Annotated in this window: 16 protein-coding genes and 1 pseudogene; 9 read left to right on the top strand and 8 right to left on the bottom strand. The window is 73.5% G+C overall.

Features of this window, described 5'->3' with window-relative positions:
• From ABZ783_RS06115 to ABZ783_RS06130, 4 genes and pseudogenes are all read right to left on the bottom strand, one after another.
• A partial coding sequence (locus ABZ783_RS06115) for a C39 family peptidase (protein ID WP_357434792.1) occupies window positions 1-341 on the bottom strand: 341 nt, incomplete at its 3' end.
• Between the two features lie 1,640 nt (window positions 342-1,981).
• Window positions 1,982-2,089 (bottom strand): annotated as a pseudogene (locus ABZ783_RS06120) (DUF397 domain-containing protein); the annotation flags it as partial.
• Between the two features lie 51 nt (window positions 2,090-2,140).
• Window positions 2,141-2,326, bottom strand: a complete 186-nt coding sequence (locus tag ABZ783_RS06125; RefSeq protein ID WP_357434793.1) for a hypothetical protein — start codon at window positions 2,324-2,326, stop codon at window positions 2,141-2,143.
• A gap of 77 nt (window positions 2,327-2,403) precedes the next feature.
• Complete coding sequence (locus ABZ783_RS06130; RefSeq protein ID WP_357434794.1) at window positions 2,404-4,248, bottom strand: family 20 glycosylhydrolase; 1,845 nt, start codon at window positions 4,246-4,248, stop codon at window positions 2,404-2,406.
• 312 nt (window positions 4,249-4,560) lie between these two features.
• On the opposite strand from ABZ783_RS06130, the gene ppdK reads away from it, so the two are divergent.
• From ppdK to ABZ783_RS06150, 4 genes are all read left to right on the top strand, one after another.
• Window positions 4,561-7,269, top strand: a complete 2,709-nt coding sequence (gene ppdK, locus ABZ783_RS06135; protein ID WP_357434795.1) for a pyruvate, phosphate dikinase — start codon at window positions 4,561-4,563, stop codon at window positions 7,267-7,269.
• A gap of 131 nt (window positions 7,270-7,400) precedes the next feature.
• Window positions 7,401-7,754 carry a VOC family protein gene (locus ABZ783_RS06140; protein WP_357434796.1) on the top strand — a complete coding sequence of 118 codons (354 nt, stop codon included), beginning with the start codon at window positions 7,401-7,403 and terminating at the stop codon, window positions 7,752-7,754.
• Window positions 7,738-8,991, top strand: coding sequence for a deoxyguanosinetriphosphate triphosphohydrolase (locus ABZ783_RS06145; RefSeq protein WP_357434797.1), 1,254 nt, complete (start codon window positions 7,738-7,740; stop codon window positions 8,989-8,991). Before ABZ783_RS06140 ends, ABZ783_RS06145 begins: the two co-directional genes overlap by 17 nt.
• Before the next feature lie 169 nt (window positions 8,992-9,160).
• A complete protein-coding gene (locus ABZ783_RS06150) occupies window positions 9,161-10,000 on the top strand; it encodes a siderophore-interacting protein (protein ID WP_357434798.1) in 840 nt (279 codons plus the stop codon).
• Between the two features lie 61 nt (window positions 10,001-10,061).
• Here ABZ783_RS06150 and ABZ783_RS06155 read toward each other — a convergent pair whose 3' ends face one another.
• Window positions 10,062-10,718 (bottom strand): hypothetical protein, encoded by a 657-nt coding sequence (locus ABZ783_RS06155; protein WP_357434799.1) that lies wholly within the window; start codon window positions 10,716-10,718, stop codon window positions 10,062-10,064.
• 214 nt (window positions 10,719-10,932) lie between these two features.
• Between ABZ783_RS06155 and ABZ783_RS06160 the strand changes: the two genes are divergently transcribed.
• The 5 genes from ABZ783_RS06160 (at window position 10,933) to ABZ783_RS06180 (ending at window position 15,497) form a co-directional block, all read left to right on the top strand.
• On the top strand, window positions 10,933-11,826 hold the full coding sequence (locus ABZ783_RS06160) for an ABC transporter ATP-binding protein (RefSeq protein ID WP_357435283.1): 894 nt from the start codon (window positions 10,933-10,935) through the stop codon (window positions 11,824-11,826).
• Window positions 11,823-12,674 (top strand): ABC transporter permease, encoded by an 852-nt coding sequence (locus ABZ783_RS06165; protein ID WP_357434800.1) that lies wholly within the window; start codon window positions 11,823-11,825, stop codon window positions 12,672-12,674. The genes ABZ783_RS06160 and ABZ783_RS06165 overlap by 4 nt, the downstream gene beginning before the upstream one ends.
• Before the next feature lie 10 nt (window positions 12,675-12,684).
• On the top strand, window positions 12,685-12,933 hold the full coding sequence (locus ABZ783_RS06170) for a helix-turn-helix transcriptional regulator (protein ID WP_357434801.1): 249 nt from the start codon (window positions 12,685-12,687) through the stop codon (window positions 12,931-12,933).
• Window positions 12,934-13,067: 134 nt separating this feature from the next.
• On the top strand, window positions 13,068-14,960 hold the full coding sequence (gene dnaG, locus ABZ783_RS06175; RefSeq protein WP_357434802.1) for a DNA primase: 1,893 nt from the start codon (window positions 13,068-13,070) through the stop codon (window positions 14,958-14,960).
• A complete protein-coding gene (locus tag ABZ783_RS06180; protein WP_357434803.1) occupies window positions 14,961-15,497 on the top strand; it encodes a hypothetical protein in 537 nt (178 codons plus the stop codon).
• A gap of 3 nt (window positions 15,498-15,500) precedes the next feature.
• Here ABZ783_RS06180 and ABZ783_RS06185 read toward each other — a convergent pair whose 3' ends face one another.
• The 3 genes from ABZ783_RS06185 to ABZ783_RS06195 are packed head-to-tail and all read right to left on the bottom strand — an operon-like array spanning window position 15,501 to window position 19,302.
• Entirely contained in the window at window positions 15,501-16,469 is a 969-nt protein-coding gene (locus ABZ783_RS06185) for a TAXI family TRAP transporter solute-binding subunit (protein WP_357434804.1), read from the bottom strand.
• Window positions 16,466-16,858 carry a roadblock/LC7 domain-containing protein gene (locus tag ABZ783_RS06190; RefSeq protein ID WP_357434805.1) on the bottom strand — a complete coding sequence of 131 codons (393 nt, stop codon included), beginning with the start codon at window positions 16,856-16,858 and terminating at the stop codon, window positions 16,466-16,468. Before ABZ783_RS06190 ends, ABZ783_RS06185 begins: the two co-directional genes overlap by 4 nt.
• Entirely contained in the window at window positions 16,855-19,302 is a 2,448-nt protein-coding gene (locus tag ABZ783_RS06195; RefSeq protein ID WP_357434806.1) for a nitrate- and nitrite sensing domain-containing protein, read from the bottom strand. Before ABZ783_RS06195 ends, ABZ783_RS06190 begins: the two co-directional genes overlap by 4 nt.
• Window positions 19,303-19,344 lie beyond the last annotated feature (42 nt).

Consider the following 19,344-nt stretch of genomic DNA (forward strand, 5'->3'; position numbering starts at 1 on the left):
TTGTTCAGGACGGGGGTGATGTCGTTGATGCTGTTGGTGCCGTTCTCGGTGGTGCCCATTTCCTTGGCCATGGCGTCGACATCAATGTTCTTGCCTTGGACGGAGAGGGCGTTGCGGGTGGCGGCGGGGCCGCAGTAGTAGAAGTTTGGCTGGGCCTCGTAGCGCACGTTCAGTTCCCGCTCGCCGGCCGGCTTGCGGTCGGCCTGGGTGGCCTGGGTGGCCTGGGTGGGCTTGGCGGGGGCGGCGTGGGCGGCGATGGCGGGTCCGGCGATGCCACCGGCGGTGGCGGCGATGCCGGCAGTGGTCAGCAGGGTCTTACGCAGGATGGTGTTGGTACGCATGATGATCACAAGCCTTTCGGTCGGGGGAACGGCACACACACGCCAGGGGGGTGCGCGAGGTGCCGGGTGAAAGGGAAGTCAGGAAGAGGGGGTGCCCGGCGGCCCTACGGGGCCTGCTCGCGGCGTCCCGGATGTAACGACCGGGGACCGGGGATCATTCCGCCCGGCGCCCAGGGGCCGGCTGGCGAATCGGGGGGATCTGCTTCGCGGTCCAGGGGATGTAACCACGGCCAGCGGCCGGTCATTCCGCGCCGGGGCCCATGGTTGACGGGCTGGAGATCCGGTGCGGTCAGCCATGTTCAACGCCCCCGGCCCGGCCATCATTCCGCCCGAGGCCCCGGGCCATCGGTACAGCCGGTCGCAAACCGGGCATCCAGCCCTCGCCTGGCCGCGGCCGAAACAGACACCGCACGCGGTGCGCCCTTCAGTGCGCCTGCCGGCTAGGGGATCTCGCCGCCTGGCCGGAGGTCCGCTCCCGATGTCACGGATATGGCGCAAACTTGGCAGCGGGCGTCGACATCCGCACCGCCCGCGCTCCTGCGACACGAGCGCCACTTAACGGATCGTAGCGGCCGTTCAGCAAGGTCCGCCCGGACACACCGCCTCCCCACGGCCCCCTTGGCGATATCGCCAGCCGCTGGACGTGGAGGGCTGCGCTGGCCACCATCGCCCGAACCAGCACATCCCAGTCGGGCCAAGGCAATTCCCGGCGGTACCTCGCCAGGCAGTCGAGGTCTCCACCGTGGCGTACCCGCGTAAGAACCCCCTGGGGATCCCTAAGAAGCTTAGGGAGTCGGGACGGGTTGATCTTCTCTGTGGGCTCCTATCGGATCAGGTTTCCGCAGCTCAGCCACCTGACACGGCGGATCGGCAGGACTCGTCTGGGGCCTCGAATCGCCGACACCCCCAACCGAGCCCCCAATGCCGCACCTAGCCGAGCCCCCACACGCGAGCTGACAACCACAAGGCCGACTCGGCGGCGACAAGCGCCCAGGACAGACCCTTTCCGACCGCTCGCACGGGTCGCCGCATAGGCCGCAGGCCACCGCGACGGTCGCGGGATTCCACACCGCTGCTGCACCGTTGTCAGCCCCCGTCACGGCTGCTGACAGCGCCGCCGATCTGAACTGCCCCGGGGTCTAGGAAGACCAACTGTTGGCCCACCCGTCGGGTCAGGTCCTGTTAGGTCGGGTCAGGTTCTGTCAGACAGCGACTTGCTGACAGCAGCGCTCGCTCGCCTCACAGAGACAGCGGAGTCTGACCTGAATCACGGGCCGTGGTCCCGTCACGCAGAGTCCCGATCTGCAGCAGGTCCCGCGTGAGCCGGTCGGGTGTGGGCGGTCCAGGCGGCCGGGACCAGACCGACGATCTGCGGGCCTCGGTCCCGGACCGGTGTGTGTCGCCCGCCCGCCGGTCCGGGACCGCCGAACCCGTCCGGGACCGCCGAACCCGTCCGGGACCGCCGAGCGCTGGTCCGCCGAGGCGGGACCGCGACGGTGGTGTCCCGGACCGCGAGCGTGTCTACGCGGACCCTCAGAGGCGGTCCGGGGACCGGCCCGCGACGGCCCAGGACCGACTGTCAACGATGAGCGCCGGTCTCCCCGGGTAGACGAGCCGTAACTCTGCTTGCCGGCCCGCCGGCGGTCCTTGCTGTCGCATACGACGACGGCGGGAAGGTTGTCGGCCACCTCGACGCAGTTGTCACCGTTGTCGCCGCTGCGGGCGCAGGTCCACCAGGTGCGCGCCAGTCAGCTCAACTCAGGGCACTGTCCAGGCACCTGACGGGGCCCGTCGACGAACTAAGCCAGGCCGCAGGTACTAGCGTTCGTCCTGACGGGATCGTCCTGCTCCCGGCAGTGCTCGGCCACGCTCTGGTCGCCGGCAGGCTGCTCAAGGAGCAGTGCCAATTTCGCAAAGTCGTCCCGTGTCCTCCGATAGTCGCCTGCGAGCATGCGCAGATTCGCCAGATCGAGGCGGATCGCCACGAACTCGGATCTTGGGCACGGCTGCCCGCTTGCCGGCGCCCGCCAGGGGCGGCGCGGCGTGGTTGGGTGTGGGCGGGTCAGCTGGTCTGGGCCGCCTCGTCCCGGGACGGTTGGGTCGGGATGGGGCGGGTGGGCGTCGCCGGCCAGGGGATCTCCGGGGCGGGATGGAAGGCGATCCCGGCGGTGGTCCAGCGCGGGCCGTGGCCGGCCAGCCGGTCCCGGAAGGCGGCCCAGTCGTGCGTCGACCGGGGGGACCAGCCCAGCTCGGCGATGGCGGGCAGGCGCGGGAAGAGCATGAACTCCACCTCGGCCAGCGTGGTGACCGTCTCCGTCCAGAGCGGCGCCTCGACGCCGAGCACGGCCTCGGCCGGTACGCCGGTCAGGTGCGTCCCCGGGTCCCAGTCGTACGCCCGCCGCACGTCGATCAGGCCGGCCCAGTCGTGCCCGATGGGGGTGTCCGGGGTGTACTTCATGTCCACGTAGGCGTGGTTGGCGGGGGAGAGGATCAGCCGGGCGCCGCGGCGTACCGCGTCGGCGGTCACGGGGTCGTCGCCGTTGGTGCCCCACCACTGGAGCACCCGCCCGTCGGCGTGCCCGGTCGGGGCGAGCTGGTGCCAACCGATCACGGTCTTCCCGGTCGCCGCCACCAGTTCCTGCGCCCGCTCGATGAAGCCGCGGTAGGTGTCGGCCGGCACCTTGAACGCCTCGTCCCCGCCGAGGTGCAGCCACGGCCCGGGGGTGAGCGCGGCCACCTCGCCGACCACGTCGGCGACGAAGGCGTACGTCCGCTCGTCCGCGGGGTCGACGTAGCTGAAGCCGACCTCGGTGCCGGTGTACGGCGGCGGCGGGGTCTTGCCCGGCGCCAACTCGGGGTACGCGACCAGCGCCGCGTTGGTGTGCCCGGGCAGGTCGATTTCCGGCACCACGGTGACGTGGCGGCGAGTGGCGTACGCGACGATCCGCCGGTAGTCGTCCTTGGTGTACCAGCCGCCGGGTCCGCCGCCCACCTCGGTGGTGCCGCCGACCTCGGTGAGCTTCGGCCAGGAGTCGACCGTGATCCGCCACCCCTGGTCGTCGGTGAGGTGCAGGTGCAGGTGGTTGAGCTTGTAGCGGGCCAGGTGGTCGATCACCCGCAGCACGTCGTCGACTTCGAAGAAGTGCCGGGCCACGTCGAGCATCGCGCCCCGGTACGCGAACCGCGGCCGGTCGACGATGGTGCCGCCGGGCACCACCCAGCGCTCGGCGACCGGGGTGGTGCTCTCCACCGCCGCCGGAAGGAGCTGCCGGAGCGTCTGCACGCCGTGGAACAGGCCGGCTGCGCTGCCAGCGGTGATCCGGACCTCGGCGCCGGTCACGTCGAGCCGGTAGCCCTCGTCGCCCAGCGCCTCGGCAGCCGCGCGGCCCGTCCCGGCGGCGCTCGCGCCAGCCGGCGCCGATGCCGCTGCGCCGACGGGGCCCGCTGCGCCGATGGGGCTCGCTGCGCTGATGGGGCTTGCTGCGCCGATGGGGCCCGCTGCGCCGACGGGGCTCGCTGCGCCGGTGGACGTCGCCACGCTGGTCAGGGTGAGCACGAGCGAACCGTCGGCCCGAGCGGCGGAGTCGGTGACCGGGAGCGAATAGCCGGTCGCGGGGCGGAGCAGCCCGGCGAGCTGTTCGGCGACGTCCCGGGCGGCCGGGTCGGCGTTGACGCGGATCACCGCGTCCTCGGCGAGCACGAAGTCGGCCGCCGGGTCCGGCGTGACCAGCTCGGGGGCGGGCAGCACGTCGGCCAGCCGTACCGGCGCGGGCGGGGCGAGCAGCTCGCCGGCCGCCCGGGCGGCGCTCCGGGCCAGCTCGGCGGCGGCCGGCTGGCGGGCGGACAGGCCGACCGCGTCGAGCGGCTCGGGACCGGTCTCGGACGGGGCGGCGGGGGTGGTCGGCACGGTGACGGCTCCCGGGTGTATTTGCGCTGGATATGGCAAAGGTGAGGTTCAGCGAAACCAGTGCCGTCAAGCGTACGAGGGGATCGGGGATTGCGTGATCCTGCGCGTGGAAGCGTTTCCAAAAACCGGTACGGACGCGGATAGTGGTGACGGTTGTGCCAATAGTCACCGAACGGTCCCAGCCCCCTCGATGTTCGCTTAACCTTCGCCCACCGGCCGCTGACCACACCGGGATTACCGGTGATCGGTCTCGGGGTATGTCCGAACTGAACCTTCGTTAAGTGTCAATTCCGGCGCGCGTGGGAGGCTCTGGTGGCAGCGCAAGAGACGGTCGATCACAAGTACGTCTACGACTTCGCCGAGGGCAACAAGGACCTCAAGGACCTGCTCGGCGGCAAAGGGGCCAACCTGGCCGAGATGACCAATCTCGGGCTGCCGGTGCCGCCCGGCTTCACCATCACCACCGAGGCCTGCAAGGCGTACCTGGCGACCGGCCGGGAGCCGGACGGGCTGGCTGGCCAGATCGAGGCGCACCTGGAGGCACTGGAGCGGGAGATGGGCCGCCGACTCGGCGACCCGGACGACCCGCTGCTGGTCTCGGTCCGCTCCGGGGCCAAGTTCTCCATGCCCGGCATGATGGAGACCGTCCTGAACGTCGGCCTCAACGACCGCAGTGTCATCGGACTCGCCACCCGGGCCGGCGGCAACGACCGGTTCGCCTGGGACTCCTACCGCCGCCTGATCCAGATGTTCGGCAAGACCGTCTGCGAGGTGCCGGGCGAGGAGTTCGAGCACGCCATCGACGACGCCAAGCGCGCCAAGGGTACGGACAACGACCTCGACCTGGACGCGGACGACCTGCGCGGCCTGGTCGACACGTTCAAGAAGATCTTCGCCAAGCACACCGGCCGGGAGTTCCCGCAGGAGCCCCGGGAGCAGCTCGACCTGGCCATCCGCGCGGTCTTCGAGTCGTGGAACGCCGAGCGCGCGGTGGTCTACCGGCGGCAGGAGCGCATCCCGGCCGACCTGGGCACCGCGGTCAACGTGGTGGCCATGGTCTTCGGCAACCTCGGCGCCGACTCGGGCACCGGCGTCGCCTTCACCCGCGACCCGGGCAGCGGCGCCCAGGGCATCTACGGCGACTACCTGGCCAACGCGCAGGGCGAGGACGTGGTCGCCGGCATCCGCAACACCGTGCCGCTGGAAGAGCTGGAGCGGATCGACAAGAAGTCCTACGACGAGCTGCTCGACTACATGGCCCGGTTGGAGGAGCACTACAAGGACCTCTGCGACATCGAGTTCACCATCGAGCGCGGCAAGCTCTGGATGCTCCAGACCCGAGTCGGCAAACGCACCGCGGCGGCGGCCTTCGTCATCGCCGGCCAGCTCGTCGACGAGGGTCTGATCGACCTGGACGAGGCGCTGCACCGGGTCAACGGCGCGCAGCTCGCCCAGCTGATGTTCCCCCGGTTCCAGCTCGACCACGAGTACGAGCCGGTGGCCAAGGGCATCGGGGCCTCACCCGGCGCGGCGGTCGGCAAGGCGGTCTTCACCTCCGCCCGGGCGGTCGAGTTGGCCGCCGAGGGTGAGGCGGTGATCCTGGTCCGCCGGGAGACCAATCCCGACGACCTGAACGGGATGATCGCCGCCAAGGGCATCCTCACCTCGCGGGGCGGCAAGACCAGCCACGCGGCCGTGGTGGCCCGGGGCATGGGCAAGACCTGCGTGTCCGGCGCGGACGAACTCGAGGTCGACGTCCCGGCAAAGCGGTTCAGGGTCGCCGGGCAGACCGTCAGCGAGGGCGACGTCGTCTCCATCGACGGCACCACCGGCAAGGTCTACCTCGGCGAGGTGCCGGTCATGCCGTCCGAGGTGGTGCAGTACTTCGAGGGCACGCTCGACGCGGAGCGGACCGACGACCCGCTGGTCCGGGCCGTACACCGGATCATGACCCACGCCGACGCCAAGCGGCGGCTGGCGGTCCGGGCGAACGCCGACACCGGCGCGGACGCGGCCCGGGCCCGGCGGTTCGGCGCGCAGGGCATCGGCCTGTGCCGCACCGAGCACATGTTCCTCGGCGACCGGCGGGAGCTGGTGGAGCGGCTGATCCTGGCCTCCGGCGAGGCGGAGCGGGAGGCGGCGCTGGGCGCGCTGCTGCCGCTGCAGCGGGAGGACTTCGTCGAGATCTTCCGCGAGATGGACGGCCTGCCGGTCACCGTGCGGCTGATCGACCCGCCGCTGCACGAGTTCCTGCCCCCGCTGGAGCAGCTCGCGGTCAACGTCGCGGTCGCCCAGGAGCGCGGCGAGGACGTGGCCAAGGAGGAGGCGCTGCTCGCCGCCGTGCGGCGGATGCACGAGGAGAACCCGATGCTGGGCCTGCGCGGCGTACGCCTGGGCCTCGTCATCCCCGGCCTGTTCGCCATGCAGGTCCGCGCGATCGCCGAGGCCGCCGTGACGGTCGTCCGGGCCGGCGGGTCGGCCTGCCCGGAGATCATGGTCCCGCTGGTCGGCGCCGTGCAGGAGCTGGAGACGGTACGCGCCGAGGCCGAGAAGATCATCGCCGAGGTGGTCGGCGACAGCGGCGTCGAGGTGCTGATCGGCACGATGATCGAGGTGCCCCGGGCGGCGCTGACCGCCGGGCAGATCGCCGAGGCGGCGCAATTCTTCTCGTTCGGCACCAACGACCTGACCCAGATGGGCTGGGGCTTCTCCCGGGACGACGTGGAGGGCGCCTTTTTCTGGCGCTACCTGGAGCTGGGCATCTTCGGCATCTCGCCGTTCGAGTCGATCGACCGGGACGGCGTCGGCCGGCTGGTCCGGATCGCGGCCGAGGAGGGCCGGGCCGCCCGGCCCGGGCTGAAGCTCGGCGTCTGCGGCGAGCACGGCGGCGACCCCGACTCGGTGCACTTCTTCCACGAGGTCGGGCTCGACTACGTCTCCTGCTCCCCCTTCCGCGTCCCGGTGGCCCGCCTGGAGGCCGGCCGAGCCGTGGTGGAAACCCAGGGCTCCGACTCCCGCTGAGCGCGGTCGGGGGGCCGCCGGCGCGCCGGCCGGCGGCCCCCCGACGGGTTCCCCGCCTCGCCCGGCGCGCCGTCCGGCGGCTCCGGGCGTAACCTGGGCTCGCTCGTGTCGATCAGCAGAAGGGTGGCCGCATGACCAGCGTCTGGGAGAGCCTGACCGTGGACGCCCAGGACCCGTCGCGGCTCGCCCACTGGTGGGCCGAGGCGCTCGGCTACCAGGTGGTGAGCGAGAAGCCGGACGAGGTGGAGATCCGCCGGGCGCCGGACCAGCTCCCCGGCATCGTCTTCGTCCCGGTCACCCAGGCGAAGGAGACCAAGAACCGGCTGCACCTCGACCTGCGCCCGGCGAACCAGGAGGCGGAGGTCGAGCGGCTGGTCGACATGGGGGCCCGGCACGTGGACATCGGCCAGGGCGACGTCGGGTGGACCGTGCTGGCCGACCCGGAGGGCAACGAGTTCTGCGTGCTCCGTGAGCGCGAGGAGTGAGCCGGGTCCCGGGGCTGAGGACGGGGCGCGCTTCGTCGTCGAGCCGCCCAAGGACACCGGGTACGGGCGGTCACCGTACGAGCGGGACCGGGCGCGGGTGCTGCACTCGGCGGCGTTCCGCCGGCTCGCCGCGAAGACCCAGGTGCACACCGCGGGCACCGATGACTTCCTGCGTACCCGGCTGACCCACTCGCTCGAGGTGGCGCAGATCGCCCGCGAGATGGGCGCCCGGCTCGGCTGCGACCCGGACGTGGTGGACACCGCGGGACTGGCCCACGACCTGGGGCATCCGCCGTTCGGGCACAACGGCGAGGACGCCCTGGACGTCATCGCCGCCGGCTGCGGCGGCTTCGAGGGCAACGCGCAGACGCTGCGGGTGCTCACCCGGCTGGAGGCCAAGGTGCTCGGGCCGGACGGCCGTTCCGCCGGGCTCAACCTGACCCGGGCCTCCCTCGACGCGGTCAGCAAGTACCCCTGGGAGCGCCGGCCGGGTGAGCGCAAGTTCGGCGTGTACGCCGACGACCGCCCGGTCTTCGACTGGCTGCGCTCCGGTGCCCCGCCCGGCGGCCGGCGCTGCCTGGAGGCGCAGGTGATGGACTGGGCCGACGACGTGGCGTACTCGGTCCACGACGTCGAGGACGGCATCCACGGCGGGTACGTCAGCCTGCGGCCGCTGCTGGCCGACCCCGACGAGCGGCGGGCGCTCTGCGCCGACGTGGCCGCGACGTACTCCGGGGAGGCCCCCGAGGACCTGCACGAGGTCCTGGTCGAACTGCTCGCCGAGCCGGCGCTCGCCCCGCTCGCCGCGTACGACGGCAGCCACCGGGCCCTGGCGGCGCTGAAGGCGACCACCAGCGTGCTCACCGGCCGCTTCGTCGCCACCGTGGTGGCCGCCACCGAGGCGCGGCACGGCCCCGGCCCGCACCGCCGGTACGCGGCCGATCTGGTGGTGCCGCGTCGGATCCGGGTGCAGTGCGCGCTGCTCAAGGGCATCGCGCTGCGCTACGTCATGCGCCGCCCCGGCGCCGGCACCCGGTACGCCCAGCAGCGGGAGATCCTCGCCGAACTGGTCGCCGTCCTGGTCGACCGGGCGCCGGACGCGCTCGACCCGGTCTTCGCGCCGCTGTGGCGGGAGGCGCCCGACGACCTCGCGCGGCTGCGCGTGGTGATCGACCAGGTGGCCTCGCTCACCGACCCGGCCGCCCTGGCCTGGCACGTCCGCCTGGTCCGCAGCTGACCCGCCCCGCCCCGCGCGGAAGGGTTCGCGCAACATCCCGGAAGTTGCTGCCTCTCCGTGTCGGCAAGGCGCACCATCCCCGATTTTGTCCGGATCTCCCCGAGCCCTGGCCTGGGGAGGGGCACGGGCGGAGGCGGCGGGGCTGGCGACTTAGGCTAGCCTAAGTGGCATGACGCAGCGCCCGAAGAAGGTCACCGCCGCCACGGTCGTACGGACCGAGCGGCCCACCCCGCACCTGGTCCGGCTGGTGCTGGGCGGGGAGGAACTGGCCGGCCTGCCGGTGGGCGCGTACACCGATCACTACGTCAAGTTCGTCTTCCCGCCGGCCGGGGTGAGCTATCCGCACCCGACGGACCTGGCCACCATCAAGCGGGAGTTCCCGGCCGCGCAGTGGCCGCGGCTGCGGGCGTACACGGTCCGGGCCTGGGACGCGGCGGCCGGCGAACTCACCGTCGACGTGGTGTACCACGGCGACCAGGGGCTGGCCGGGCCGTGGGCGGCCGGCCTGCGCCCCGGCGACCGGGTGCTGTTCACCGGCCCCGGCGGGGCGTACGCCCCGGACCCGACGGCCGACTGGCACCTGCTGGTGGGGGACGAGAGCGCGCTGCCGGCGATCGCCGCCGCCCTGGAGCGGCTGCCGGCCGGCGCGCCCGCGAAGGTCTACCTCGAGGTCGGCGGCCCGGCCGACGAGCTTCCGCTGACCAGCTTGGGTGCGGTCGAGCTGTGCTGGCTGCACCGCGCCGGCCGCCCAGTGGGCGAGGCGCTGGTCGAGGCGGTCCGGGCGCTGGACTTCCCGCCCGGCCGGGTGCACGCCTTCGTCCACGGCGAGGCCAGCGCCGTCAAGGAGTTGCGCCGACTGCTGCGCGTCGAGCGCGGGGTGCCCCGGGAGGCGTTGTCCATTTCCGGCTACTGGCGGCGCGGCATGGACGACGAGGGCTGGCGCTCCACGAAGGCCGCCTGGAACGCGCAGGTGGAGGCCGAGGAAGCCACCGCCGCCCTGCCCGCCTGAGTCCGCCTCGCGGCGTGCCGGGGCCGCCACCGATCAGGTGGGCCGCGGTCAACCCTCGTGATCAACCAGCCACCCGCGAGGGCGCGGCGAGCGAGCGGGTGGTGAGGACGGTGCCCACCTGGGCGGCGGAGCGGGCGACGCGGCGGCGGATTGCGCGCAGATGCCCGGCGACCGAGGCGGTGGCGACCATCACCGCGACCAGTGCCGCCAGCCAGACCGGTCCGCCGAGCAGCAGCACCGCCATGGTGGCGGCCAGGGCGACCAGCACGCTGTTCACCAGCGCGATCATGCCGGCCTGGCTGACCAGGTCGCGGAACCAGTGCCGGTGGAACGGCTCGGGCGCGAACGGACCCGCGTCGTCCAACGTCGGCATGATGATGAACGGGGTCAGGCCGGGCGCGCGGCGGGCCAGGTAGGTGCGGAGCACGGTGGCCGCGACCGCGTACCGGCGGCCCCGGTCGTTCAGCTCGACCTGGCGGGCGAAGACGAAGACCCCGAGCAGCAGGACCAGCAGGCCGAGCCCGGCCAGCACCGCCGGGCGGATCTGGCCGTCGGGCCGGCCGGTGGTGATCAGCCCGGCCGATACGGCGGTTGCTCCCGACGCCACCGCCAGGAAGAAGGTGAACCGGGCGCTGGACTGGTCGTGGACCGTGCGGCTCAGCTCGCGCAGGTGCTCGTACTCGGCGAGCGCGATGATCAGCTCCGTGTCGTCGGCCATCCGGTGGTCCCCTCCCCGATCGCGGGTATCACCGTAGCCAAGATCGGCGAGAGTGGTGGGGGTGGCCTGTCGCGCTTCCGGCGGGAGCGGGTGTGCCTCAACACGTAGTAGAGATGCTACATTTCGCGGTATGACTGCGGTCGAACTACCGGGAGTCGCCCCGACTCCCCGCCCGCCCGACGAGGACCTGGTCCTCGACGTCCGCGACCTGCGCATGCGGTACGGCACCGTCGACGTGCTGCACGGGGTCGACTTCACCGCCCGGCGCGGCGAGGTGCTCGCCCTGCTCGGGCCCAACGGCGCCGGCAAGACCACCACGATCGAGATCCTGGAGGGCTTCCGGATGCGCTCGGCCGGGGAGGTCCGCGTCCTCGGCACTGACCCCGGCCGGGGCGACGAGCGCTGGCGCGCCCGGATGGGGGTGGTGCTCCAGTCCTGGCGGGACCACGGCAAGTGGCGGGTCCGGGACCTGCTGGCCCACCTCGGCACCTTCTACGCGCCGTACACCACGGACCGGATCAGTCGACCCTGGCCCGTCGACGAGCTGCTGGCCGCCGTCGGGCTCACGCCGCACCAGGGCAAGCGGGTGCACCAGCTCTCCGGCGGCCAGCGCCGCCGGCTGGACGTGGCGGTCGGCATCGTCGGCCGCCCGGAGCTGCTCTTCCTGGACGAGCCGACGGTCGGCTTCGACCCGGCCGCCCGGCGCGAATTCCACGAGCTGGTGCACCGTCTCGCCGACCTGGACGAGACCACCATCCTGCTCACCACGCACGACCTGGACGAGGCGGAGAAGCTCGCCGACCGGATCCTCATCCTGGCCGGCGGCCGGATCATCGCCGACGGCTCGCCCGACGAGCTGGCCCGCCGGGTCGCCGGGGACGCGGAGATCCGGTGGACCCGGGACGGCGAGCGCTTCGTGCACGTCGCGGCCGACGCCACCGGCTTCGTCCGGGGCCTGCTGCGCGAGCACGGCGACGGCGTGCAGGAGCTGGAGGTCCGCCGGGCCAGCCTGGAGGACGCGTACATGGCACTGGTCTACGAAGAGGAATCCGGGGTCCGGGCCGGCACGGCGGCGGCCTCGGTGTGGCGGCAGGGGGATGAGCGATGAACCCGACCACGGCGGCCGTCCGGGCCGGCGTCCAGCGCGGTGTGATCGAGCTGCGCAACACCTTCACCAACGCGCAGGACCTGTGGAACTACTTCTTCCCGACGGTCATCCTGCTGGTCACCATGTTCTTCATGCGCGGGGCGACCGTGCCCGGCACCTCCTTCTCCCTCGGCGCGCGCACGCTGCCCAGCGCGCTCGGCATGGGGCTCGCGTTCGGCGGGCTGCTCGGCCTGTCCCAGCAGCTCATCGTCGACCGGGAGGACGGCACACTGCTGCGGGCCAAGGCGACGCCCAACGGCATGCTCGGCTACCTGATCGGCAAGATCGTCATGCTCTCGACGGTGGCGCTGATCGGGCTGGTCCTCCAGTTCACCCCGGCGCTGTTCTTCCTGGACGGGATCCGGCTGACCGACGGCGGCGCCTGGCTCACGATGGCCTGGGTGGTGCCGCTCGGGCTGGTGGCGACGCTACCGCTGGGCGCGGTGATCGGCTCGCTGATCGAGAACCCCCGCAACATGGGCCTGGTGGTGCTGCCCATCTTCGGCCTCATCGCGCTCTCCGGCATCTTCTACCCGCTCAACGGCTACCCCGGCTGGCTCCAGGCGGTCGCCCAGGCCTTCCCGATCTACTGGCTAGGGTTGGGGATGCGCTCAGCGCTGCTGCCGCCGGAGCTGGCAGCCGTGGAGCTGGGCGGGTCCTGGCGGCACCTGGAGACGCTCGGTGTGCTGGGCCTCTGGGCCGTGCTCGGGCTGACCCTGGCCCCGGTCGTGCTGCGCCGGATGGCCCGCCGCGAGTCCGGTTCCCGGGTCGCGGCGCGCCGGGAGAAGGCCATGCAGCGGGTGGGGTGAGAGGGCGTCGATGAGTGAGACCGTGCACAACCGCATCGCGGTGCTGCGCGCCGAGCGGGGCATCTCCCGGCGGCAGCTCGCCGACGCGCTGGGCGTGCACTACCAGACCGTGGGCTACCTGGAACGGGGCGAGTTCCGGCCCAGCCTGCACCTGGCGCTGCGGATCGCCGCGTACTTCGAGGTGCCGGTCGAGGTGGTCTTCTCCATCGAGCCGTTCCCGCGGATCGGGCAGGGCGCGGGGGCGGGCCGGTCGGCCTGACCCACCCGCTCCGGCCCGGCCGGCGAGATCGCCGCCGCCGCCGGCCGGCCCGCGGGACGTAACCGCCGAGCCCGCGCGGCATTCGCCACACCGGCCGTCCCCCGGCCGCCGGATCGTCGGCCCGGCAGGGCAGGATGTACGCCGAGGGGGTGGCGGAGATGGCGGGGCGGATCCGGGACGAGGACATCGCGCTGGTCCGCGAGCGCACCTCGATCGCCGAGGTCATCTCCGACACGGTGACCCTGAAGTCGGCCGGCGGCGGCAACCTCAAGGGGCTGTGCCCGTTCCACGATGAGAAGAGCCCGTCGTTCAACGTCTCGCCCGCCCGCAACGTCTGGTACTGCTTCGGCTGCGGGGCCGGCGGCGACGCCATCAAGTTCCTGATGGACGCCGAGCACCTGAGCTTCGTGGAGTCCGTCGAGCGGCTGGCCGACCGTGCCGGCCTCCAGCTCCGCTACGTCGAGGACGACCGGTCGGCCCCGCGTAACCGGTCGCAGCAGGGGCAGCGGCAGCGGCTGGTCGCCGCGCACGCCGCCGCCGTCGACTTCTACCGCGCCCAGCTGAGCACCGCCGGCGCCCGCCCGGCCCGGGAGTTCCTGGCCCGGCGCGGCTTCGACCGGGCCGCCGCCGAGCGCTACGGCTGCGGCTTCGCCCCCGACGCCTGGGACCTGCTCACCAAGCACCTGCGGCAGCAGGGCTTCACCCACGACGAGCTGGTCACCGCCGGGCTGTCCCGCCCGGCCCGCTCGGGCAGCCTGATCGACCGGTTCCGCCGCCGGCTGCTCTGGCCGATCCGCGACCTCACCGGCGACGTGATCGGCTTCGGCGCCCGCAAGCTCTTCGACGACGACGACGGCCCGAAATACCTCAACACCCCCGAGACGCCGATCTACAAGAAGTCGCACGTCCTCTACGGCATCGACCAGGCCAAGCGGGAGATCGCCAAGCAGGGCAAGGTGGTCGTGGTCGAGGGCTACACCGACGTGATGGCCTGCCACCTGGCCGGGGTGAGCACCGCCGTGGCGACCTGCGGCACGGCGTTCGGCGCCGACCACATCGGCGTGCTGCGCCGGCTGCTGCTGGACACCGACGCGGTGGCCGGCGAGATCATCTTCACCTTCGACGGGGACGCCGCCGGCCAGAAGGCCGCGCTGCGCGCCTTCGAGGACGACCAGCGCTTCGTCGGCCGGACCTTCATCGCGGTCAGCCCCGACAACATGGACCCGTGCGAGCTGCGCCTGGCCAAGGGTGATCTGGCGGTCCGCGACCTGGTCGCCCGCCGCGAGCCGCTGGTCGACTTCGCGCTCCGCCACGTGATCAACCGGTACGACCTGGACACCGTCGACGGCCGGGTGGAGGCGATGCGCCGGGCCGCCCCGCTGGTCGCCAAGATCAAGGACCGGGAGAAGCGCCCCGAGTACGTCCGCAAGCTCGCCGGCGACCTCGGCATGGAGATCGAGCCGGTGCAACGCGCGGTGCTGACCGCCGCGTCCGGGCAACCGGCCGGCGAGCCGGCCGCTCCGGCCCGCTCCGGCCCGGCCGCGCCGACGGTGGACAGCCCGCAGTCGATGGTCGAACGGGAGGCGCTGAAGCTCGCCCTCCAGGAGCCGGTGCTGGCCGGCCCGATGTTCGACGCGGTGGAGGCGGGCGAATACCGGCACCCGGTGCACGTGGCGGTGCGGGCGGCCATCGCCGCGGCCGGCGGGGCGGCGGCGGCCACCGGCGGCGCAGTCTGGATCGAGCAGGTCCGGGACGCCTGCGACGACCTGGCGGGCCAGGCGCTCGTCGGCGAGCTGGCTGTCGAGCCGTTGCGCATCGACGGCGAGCCCGACCCGCGCTATGTCACGGTGACCCTGGCCCAGCTCCAGTGGGGCTCGGTGACCGGCCGGATCAAGGACCTCAAGTCGAAGATCCAGCGGATCAACCCGGTGAGCAACAAGGACGAGTACTTCGCGCTCTTCGGTGAACTGCTCTCGCTGGAGCAGCACGCGCGGGCGCTACGCGAGCAGGCCGCCGGAGGGCTGTGAATGGGACTGTTCAACCGCAAGCCGAAGCTGCCGCCCGCCGCCCGCCCGCCGCTGGCCGCCGAGGAGCGGATGCTCGCCTGGGCCGCCGCCGGCAACGGCGAGGGCGACGGCGTGCTGGTCGCCAGCAACCTCGGCCTCTGGCTGCCCGGCCGGGGGCACCGGATCGGCTGGCACGACATCCTCAAGGCGGTCTGGTCGGGGCGCGAGCTCACCGTAACCCTGGCCGAGCGGGTCACCGAGCGGGACGGCTACCTCGTGGTGGCGGACTGCCCCGCCGAGACCTACCTGCTGCTCGACCCGGGCGACCTGCCGCACCAGGTGCGGGCCCGGGTCACCCGCTCGGTGGCGTACACCAGTCACCACCCGGTGCCCGGCGGCGCCGGCCGGATCGCCGCCCGCCGGGTGCCCGGGGTGGACGGGCTGACCTGGACGGTCCGCTACGACCCGGGCACACCCGCCGACGACGAGGCGGTGGCCGCCGAGACCGACCGGCTGGTCGCCGCCGCCCGGTCGGCCACCGCCCCCGCCGACGTCTGAGCCTCAGCCGGTGCCGTAGTAGCGGGCCGCGCCCGGATGCAGCGGGATCGGGTCGGTGCCCGCCGCGCTCTCCCGGGTGAAGTTGGCCGCCTCGGGGTGCACCCTGATCAGCTCGTCCTGGTGCGCGAACAGCACCCGGGTCAGGTCGTACGCGAGCTGGTCCGGCATGTCCGCGGCGACCAGGATCACGTTCGACACGGTGATGGTCGGGGTGGCCGCCGGGGTGCCGTAGGCCTCCTTCGGCAGGGGCGCCGTGGTGTAGACCGAGCCGTACCGGGCGGCGAGCGGCTGGACCAGGTCGGTGAGCGGGAGCAGTTGGAACATCCCCGGCGCGCCGGCGAGCAGGTCCTTGATGCCCGGCGTGGGCAGACCACCGGAGAAGAACATCGCGTCCAGGGTGCCCGCCCGCATCCGCTTCACCGTCTCCGGCAGCGACAGGTTGGCCCGCTGGATGTCCCGATCCGGGTCGATCCCGGCGGCGGCCAGCAGCCGCCCGGCGATGATGTCGGTGCCGGACTTCGGCGAGCCGGTGGAGACCCGCTTGCCGCGCAGTTGGGCGAAGCGGTCGATCTTCCCGCCGGTCCGGACGATCACGTGGGTGTAGTTGCGGTAGACCCGGGCCAGCGCCCGTACCGGCTGCGGTTGGCCGTCGAACACGCCCCGCCCGTTGACCGCGTCCGCCGCCGTGTCGGCCAGGCTGAAGGCGATCTCCATGTCGCCGCCGGCGAGCCGGTTGATGTTCTCCACCGAGGCGCCGGTGGGTTCCGCCCGTGCCTCGTAGCCGGGCAGGTGCCGGCTGATCAGGTCCGCGTAGCCGCCGCCGAGCTGGTAGTAGACGCCGGTGGTGTTGCCGGTGGCGAGGAAGATCCGCCCGCCGTGCCACGCCCGCGGCCCGGGTTCGGCCGTACCGCAGCCAGCGACCAGAGCGGCCAGCAGCAGGGCGGCCGCCAGCCGAAGCGGGCGGCCGGTCACGGGCGGGCCGCCGGTTCCAGCGCCTCCGCCACCCGCTGGACCAGCATCGCCGTCTCGTAGCCGATCTGGCCCAGGTCGCAGCCGGGCGCGGCGAGCACGCCGAGCAACGCCCGCTCGCCGACCGCCATCACCAGCAGCACCCCGCCGTCCATGTCGAGGATCTGCTGGCGTACCCGGCCGGCGGACATCAGCCGGGCGGCGCCCACGCCCAGGCTCGCCAGCCCGCTGATCACGGCGGAGAGCTGGTCCACCTGCTCGACGGAGAGGTCGGGGGAGGCGGCCAGCCGCAGCCCGTCCTGGGACACCGCGAGGGCGTGCGACACGTCCGGCACCCGCTCGGCGAAGTTCGCCAGCAGCCAGTCGAGTCCGGCGGTCACGGATGAGGTCATGGGTTTCTCCCGGTGGGTGTGGTGTTCGGGGTACGCCGCATCGCGCTGGCCACGCCCTCGGCGAGCGCGGACAGGCGGGCCCGCACCACCTCCGGGTCGAGCAGGTCATCGGCGGGTCGGGGCGGCGGGCTGGTGGCGGGCAGGGCTACGGGCAGCTGACCGCCCCGGGTCCGGCGCGGCAGCGCGGCCCCGGTGGCCGGTGACGGCGCCGGCGAGCCGCCGGCCGGGCGGACCGCCGCCCCGCCCTGGTCGTGCCCGGCGGCCCCGGCTGGGGTGGCGCCGGGCGCCAGGATGGCGGCGCCGGGCGGCGGCACGGCGGCGACACCGCGTGCGGCCGGCGGGCGGGCCCCGATCACCGGTACGGCGACGGTGGGCGCGTCGGGCCGGCCGGCCGGATGCGGCGGGATGATGACCAGATCGCGGGCGTCGGTCACCGGCGTGGGGGCGGCGGGCCCGGACCGGAACCAGGGCGCGTCGCGGCCGGCGGTCGGCCGGCGGTCGGCCCGCCGGGTCGCCGACTCGACCCGGGTCAACGCGGACTCGGGCACCTCCACCTGGGCGACCGTGCCGGTGTCGGTGTGGTGCAGCTGCACCCGGATCCCGTGCCGGGCGGCCAGGTGGGCCACCACGTGCAGGCCCATGCTGCCGGCCGCGGCGCTGGAGAGCGTGGCCGGTGCGGCGAGCCGTTCGTTGATCTCGGCCAGCCGGCTCTCGCCGATGCCGATGCCCTGGTCGTGCACCCGCAGCGTGACCCCGTCGACGGTGCGCCGCCCGTCCACCAGCACGGGTGCGTCCGGCGGGGAGTAGACGGTGGCGTTCTCCAGCAGCTCGGCGAGCAGGTGCACCAGATTGCCGACCGCCGCGCCGTGCACCGCCGCGGTCGGCACGTCCACCTCCACCCGGGGGTAGTCCTCGATCTCGGAGGCCGCCGCCCGGACCGCGTCGTCGAGGAGCAGCGCCCCCTCGTGCCCGCGGCCCGGCTCGCCCCCGGCGAGGACCAGCAGGTTCTCCCCGTTGCGGCGCAGGCGGGCGGCGAGGTGGTCCAGCGCGAAGAACCGGGCCAGCGCGTCCGGGTCGGTCTCCTCGCGTTCGAACTCGTCGAGCAGCCGCAGCTGGCGGGTGATCAGCGTACGGATCCGGCGGGCCAGCGCCTCGGCCATCCGGGTCACGTCCAGCCGCAGCTCGGCCTGCTCGCCGGCGAGCCGCAGGGCGGCCTTGTTCACCGTGTCGAACGCCTCGGCCACCTGGGCCACCTCGTCCCGGCCCCGGCGGATGCCGGCGGTCAGCCGGGTCGCCGTGCCGTCGCCCGGGCAGCCGTCGCCCGCGGCGATCGCGGTGATCCGTTCCGGCAGTTCCCGGTTCGCCATGGTGAGCGCGGCGACCCGCAGCCGGCGCAGCCGGCGGCTGGTGCGTACCGCCAGCAGGACGGCGGTGAGCAGTGAGGCGAGCGCGACGGCGGTGGTGCCGCCGGCGGTGAGCAGGGCGCGCTGCCGGGCGGTCCGGGCCAGCGCGGCAGCGTCCCGGTCGAGGCCCTCGGAGAGTTCCCGGCCGAGCAGGTTGTACCGGCGGATCGTGCCGCTCTGCGCCACGTACCAGGCGTCGCCGTCGGTTTTCAGCGCCTCCGGCCCGCCGTCGGTGTCGAGCACCTCGTCCCGCATCCGGCGGGCCGTCTCGATGTCGCCGCCGGCCAGGCGGTACCAGGCGGCGCGTGCCGGGCCGGTGGCGATCCGGAGGAACTCGGCCTGGCGCTGCTCCCGGGCGCCGCGCAACCGGCCGAGCCGAACCAGCTCGCCCCGGGCCAGGGCGCCCCGGACGAAGACGCCGCGCAGCAGGTCGCGTTCCAGGGCCGCCAGGTGCTCCTGGGTGGCCATCGTGGCCACCTCCCGGGCGCCGTTGGCCAGCTGGGCGTCGCGCAGCTGGGCCGGCAGGGCGTCGGCGACGGCGAGCAGCGAATCCACCAGCGTCACGTACGCCGGGTCGCCGCTGTCACCGGCGAGCGCGAGCCGGCGGGTGGGGTCGAGCTGGCTGAGCTGGCCGTCCGCGTCGTTGAGCACCGGAGCCAGGTCGGGGGCGGCCCGGCGGGCCTCGCCGCTGGCGGACCGGTAGTGGTCGACGGCGGCGTCCACCCGCCGCCGTTGGGCGTCGACCAGCGGCCGGCCGGCCGTGCCACCGCGCTGGCGCAGCGCCGCCGTCTCGCCCAGCTCGCGTTCCAGCTCGTGCACCAGCCGGACGGTCGCGGTGGCCGTACCGGCGAGGACGCGGGCCCGATCGGCGTCGGCGGAGGCGGCCAGCGCGGCGTCGGTCTGGACGGCGCCGAGCACCACCAGGCCGACCGTCGCCACCAGGATGGGCGCGAGCAGTTGGGTGCGCACCGACCAGAGCCGGTGGGTGTGGCCCGGCGGGCGGTGGTGCCGGCGTACGCGGCCGGGGAGGGGGAGCGGCACGGGGTCTCCCGGTCGGGGTAGGACGCCGGACCCGGACGTGGC

The sequence above is a fragment of the Micromonospora sp. NPDC047738 genome (assembly GCF_040642675.1).
GTDB lineage: Bacteria > Actinomycetota > Actinomycetes > Mycobacteriales > Micromonosporaceae > Micromonospora.

Excerpts from the sequence above, each read along its gene's own strand:
- dnaG (WP_357434802.1), top strand. The coding sequence starts at position 13,068 with ATGTACGCCGAGGGGGTGGCGGAGATGGCGGGGCGGATCCGGGACGAG.
- ABZ783_RS06140 (WP_357434796.1), top strand. The coding sequence starts at position 7,401 with ATGACCAGCGTCTGGGAGAGCCTGACCGTGGACGCCCAGGACCCGTCG.
- ABZ783_RS06170 (WP_357434801.1), top strand. The coding sequence starts at position 12,685 with ATGAGTGAGACCGTGCACAACCGCATCGCGGTGCTGCGCGCCGAGCGG.
- ABZ783_RS06180 (WP_357434803.1), top strand. The coding sequence starts at position 14,961 with ATGGGACTGTTCAACCGCAAGCCGAAGCTGCCGCCCGCCGCCCGCCCG.
- ABZ783_RS06165 (WP_357434800.1), top strand. The coding sequence starts at position 11,823 with ATGAACCCGACCACGGCGGCCGTCCGGGCCGGCGTCCAGCGCGGTGTG.
- ABZ783_RS06160 (WP_357435283.1), top strand. The coding sequence starts at position 10,933 with ATGCGGTACGGCACCGTCGACGTGCTGCACGGGGTCGACTTCACCGCC.
- ABZ783_RS06155 (WP_357434799.1), bottom strand. The coding sequence starts at position 10,718 with ATGGCCGACGACACGGAGCTGATCATCGCGCTCGCCGAGTACGAGCAC.
- ABZ783_RS06190 (WP_357434805.1), bottom strand. The coding sequence starts at position 16,858 with ATGACCTCATCCGTGACCGCCGGACTCGACTGGCTGCTGGCGAACTTC.
- ABZ783_RS06150 (WP_357434798.1), top strand. The coding sequence starts at position 9,161 with ATGACGCAGCGCCCGAAGAAGGTCACCGCCGCCACGGTCGTACGGACC.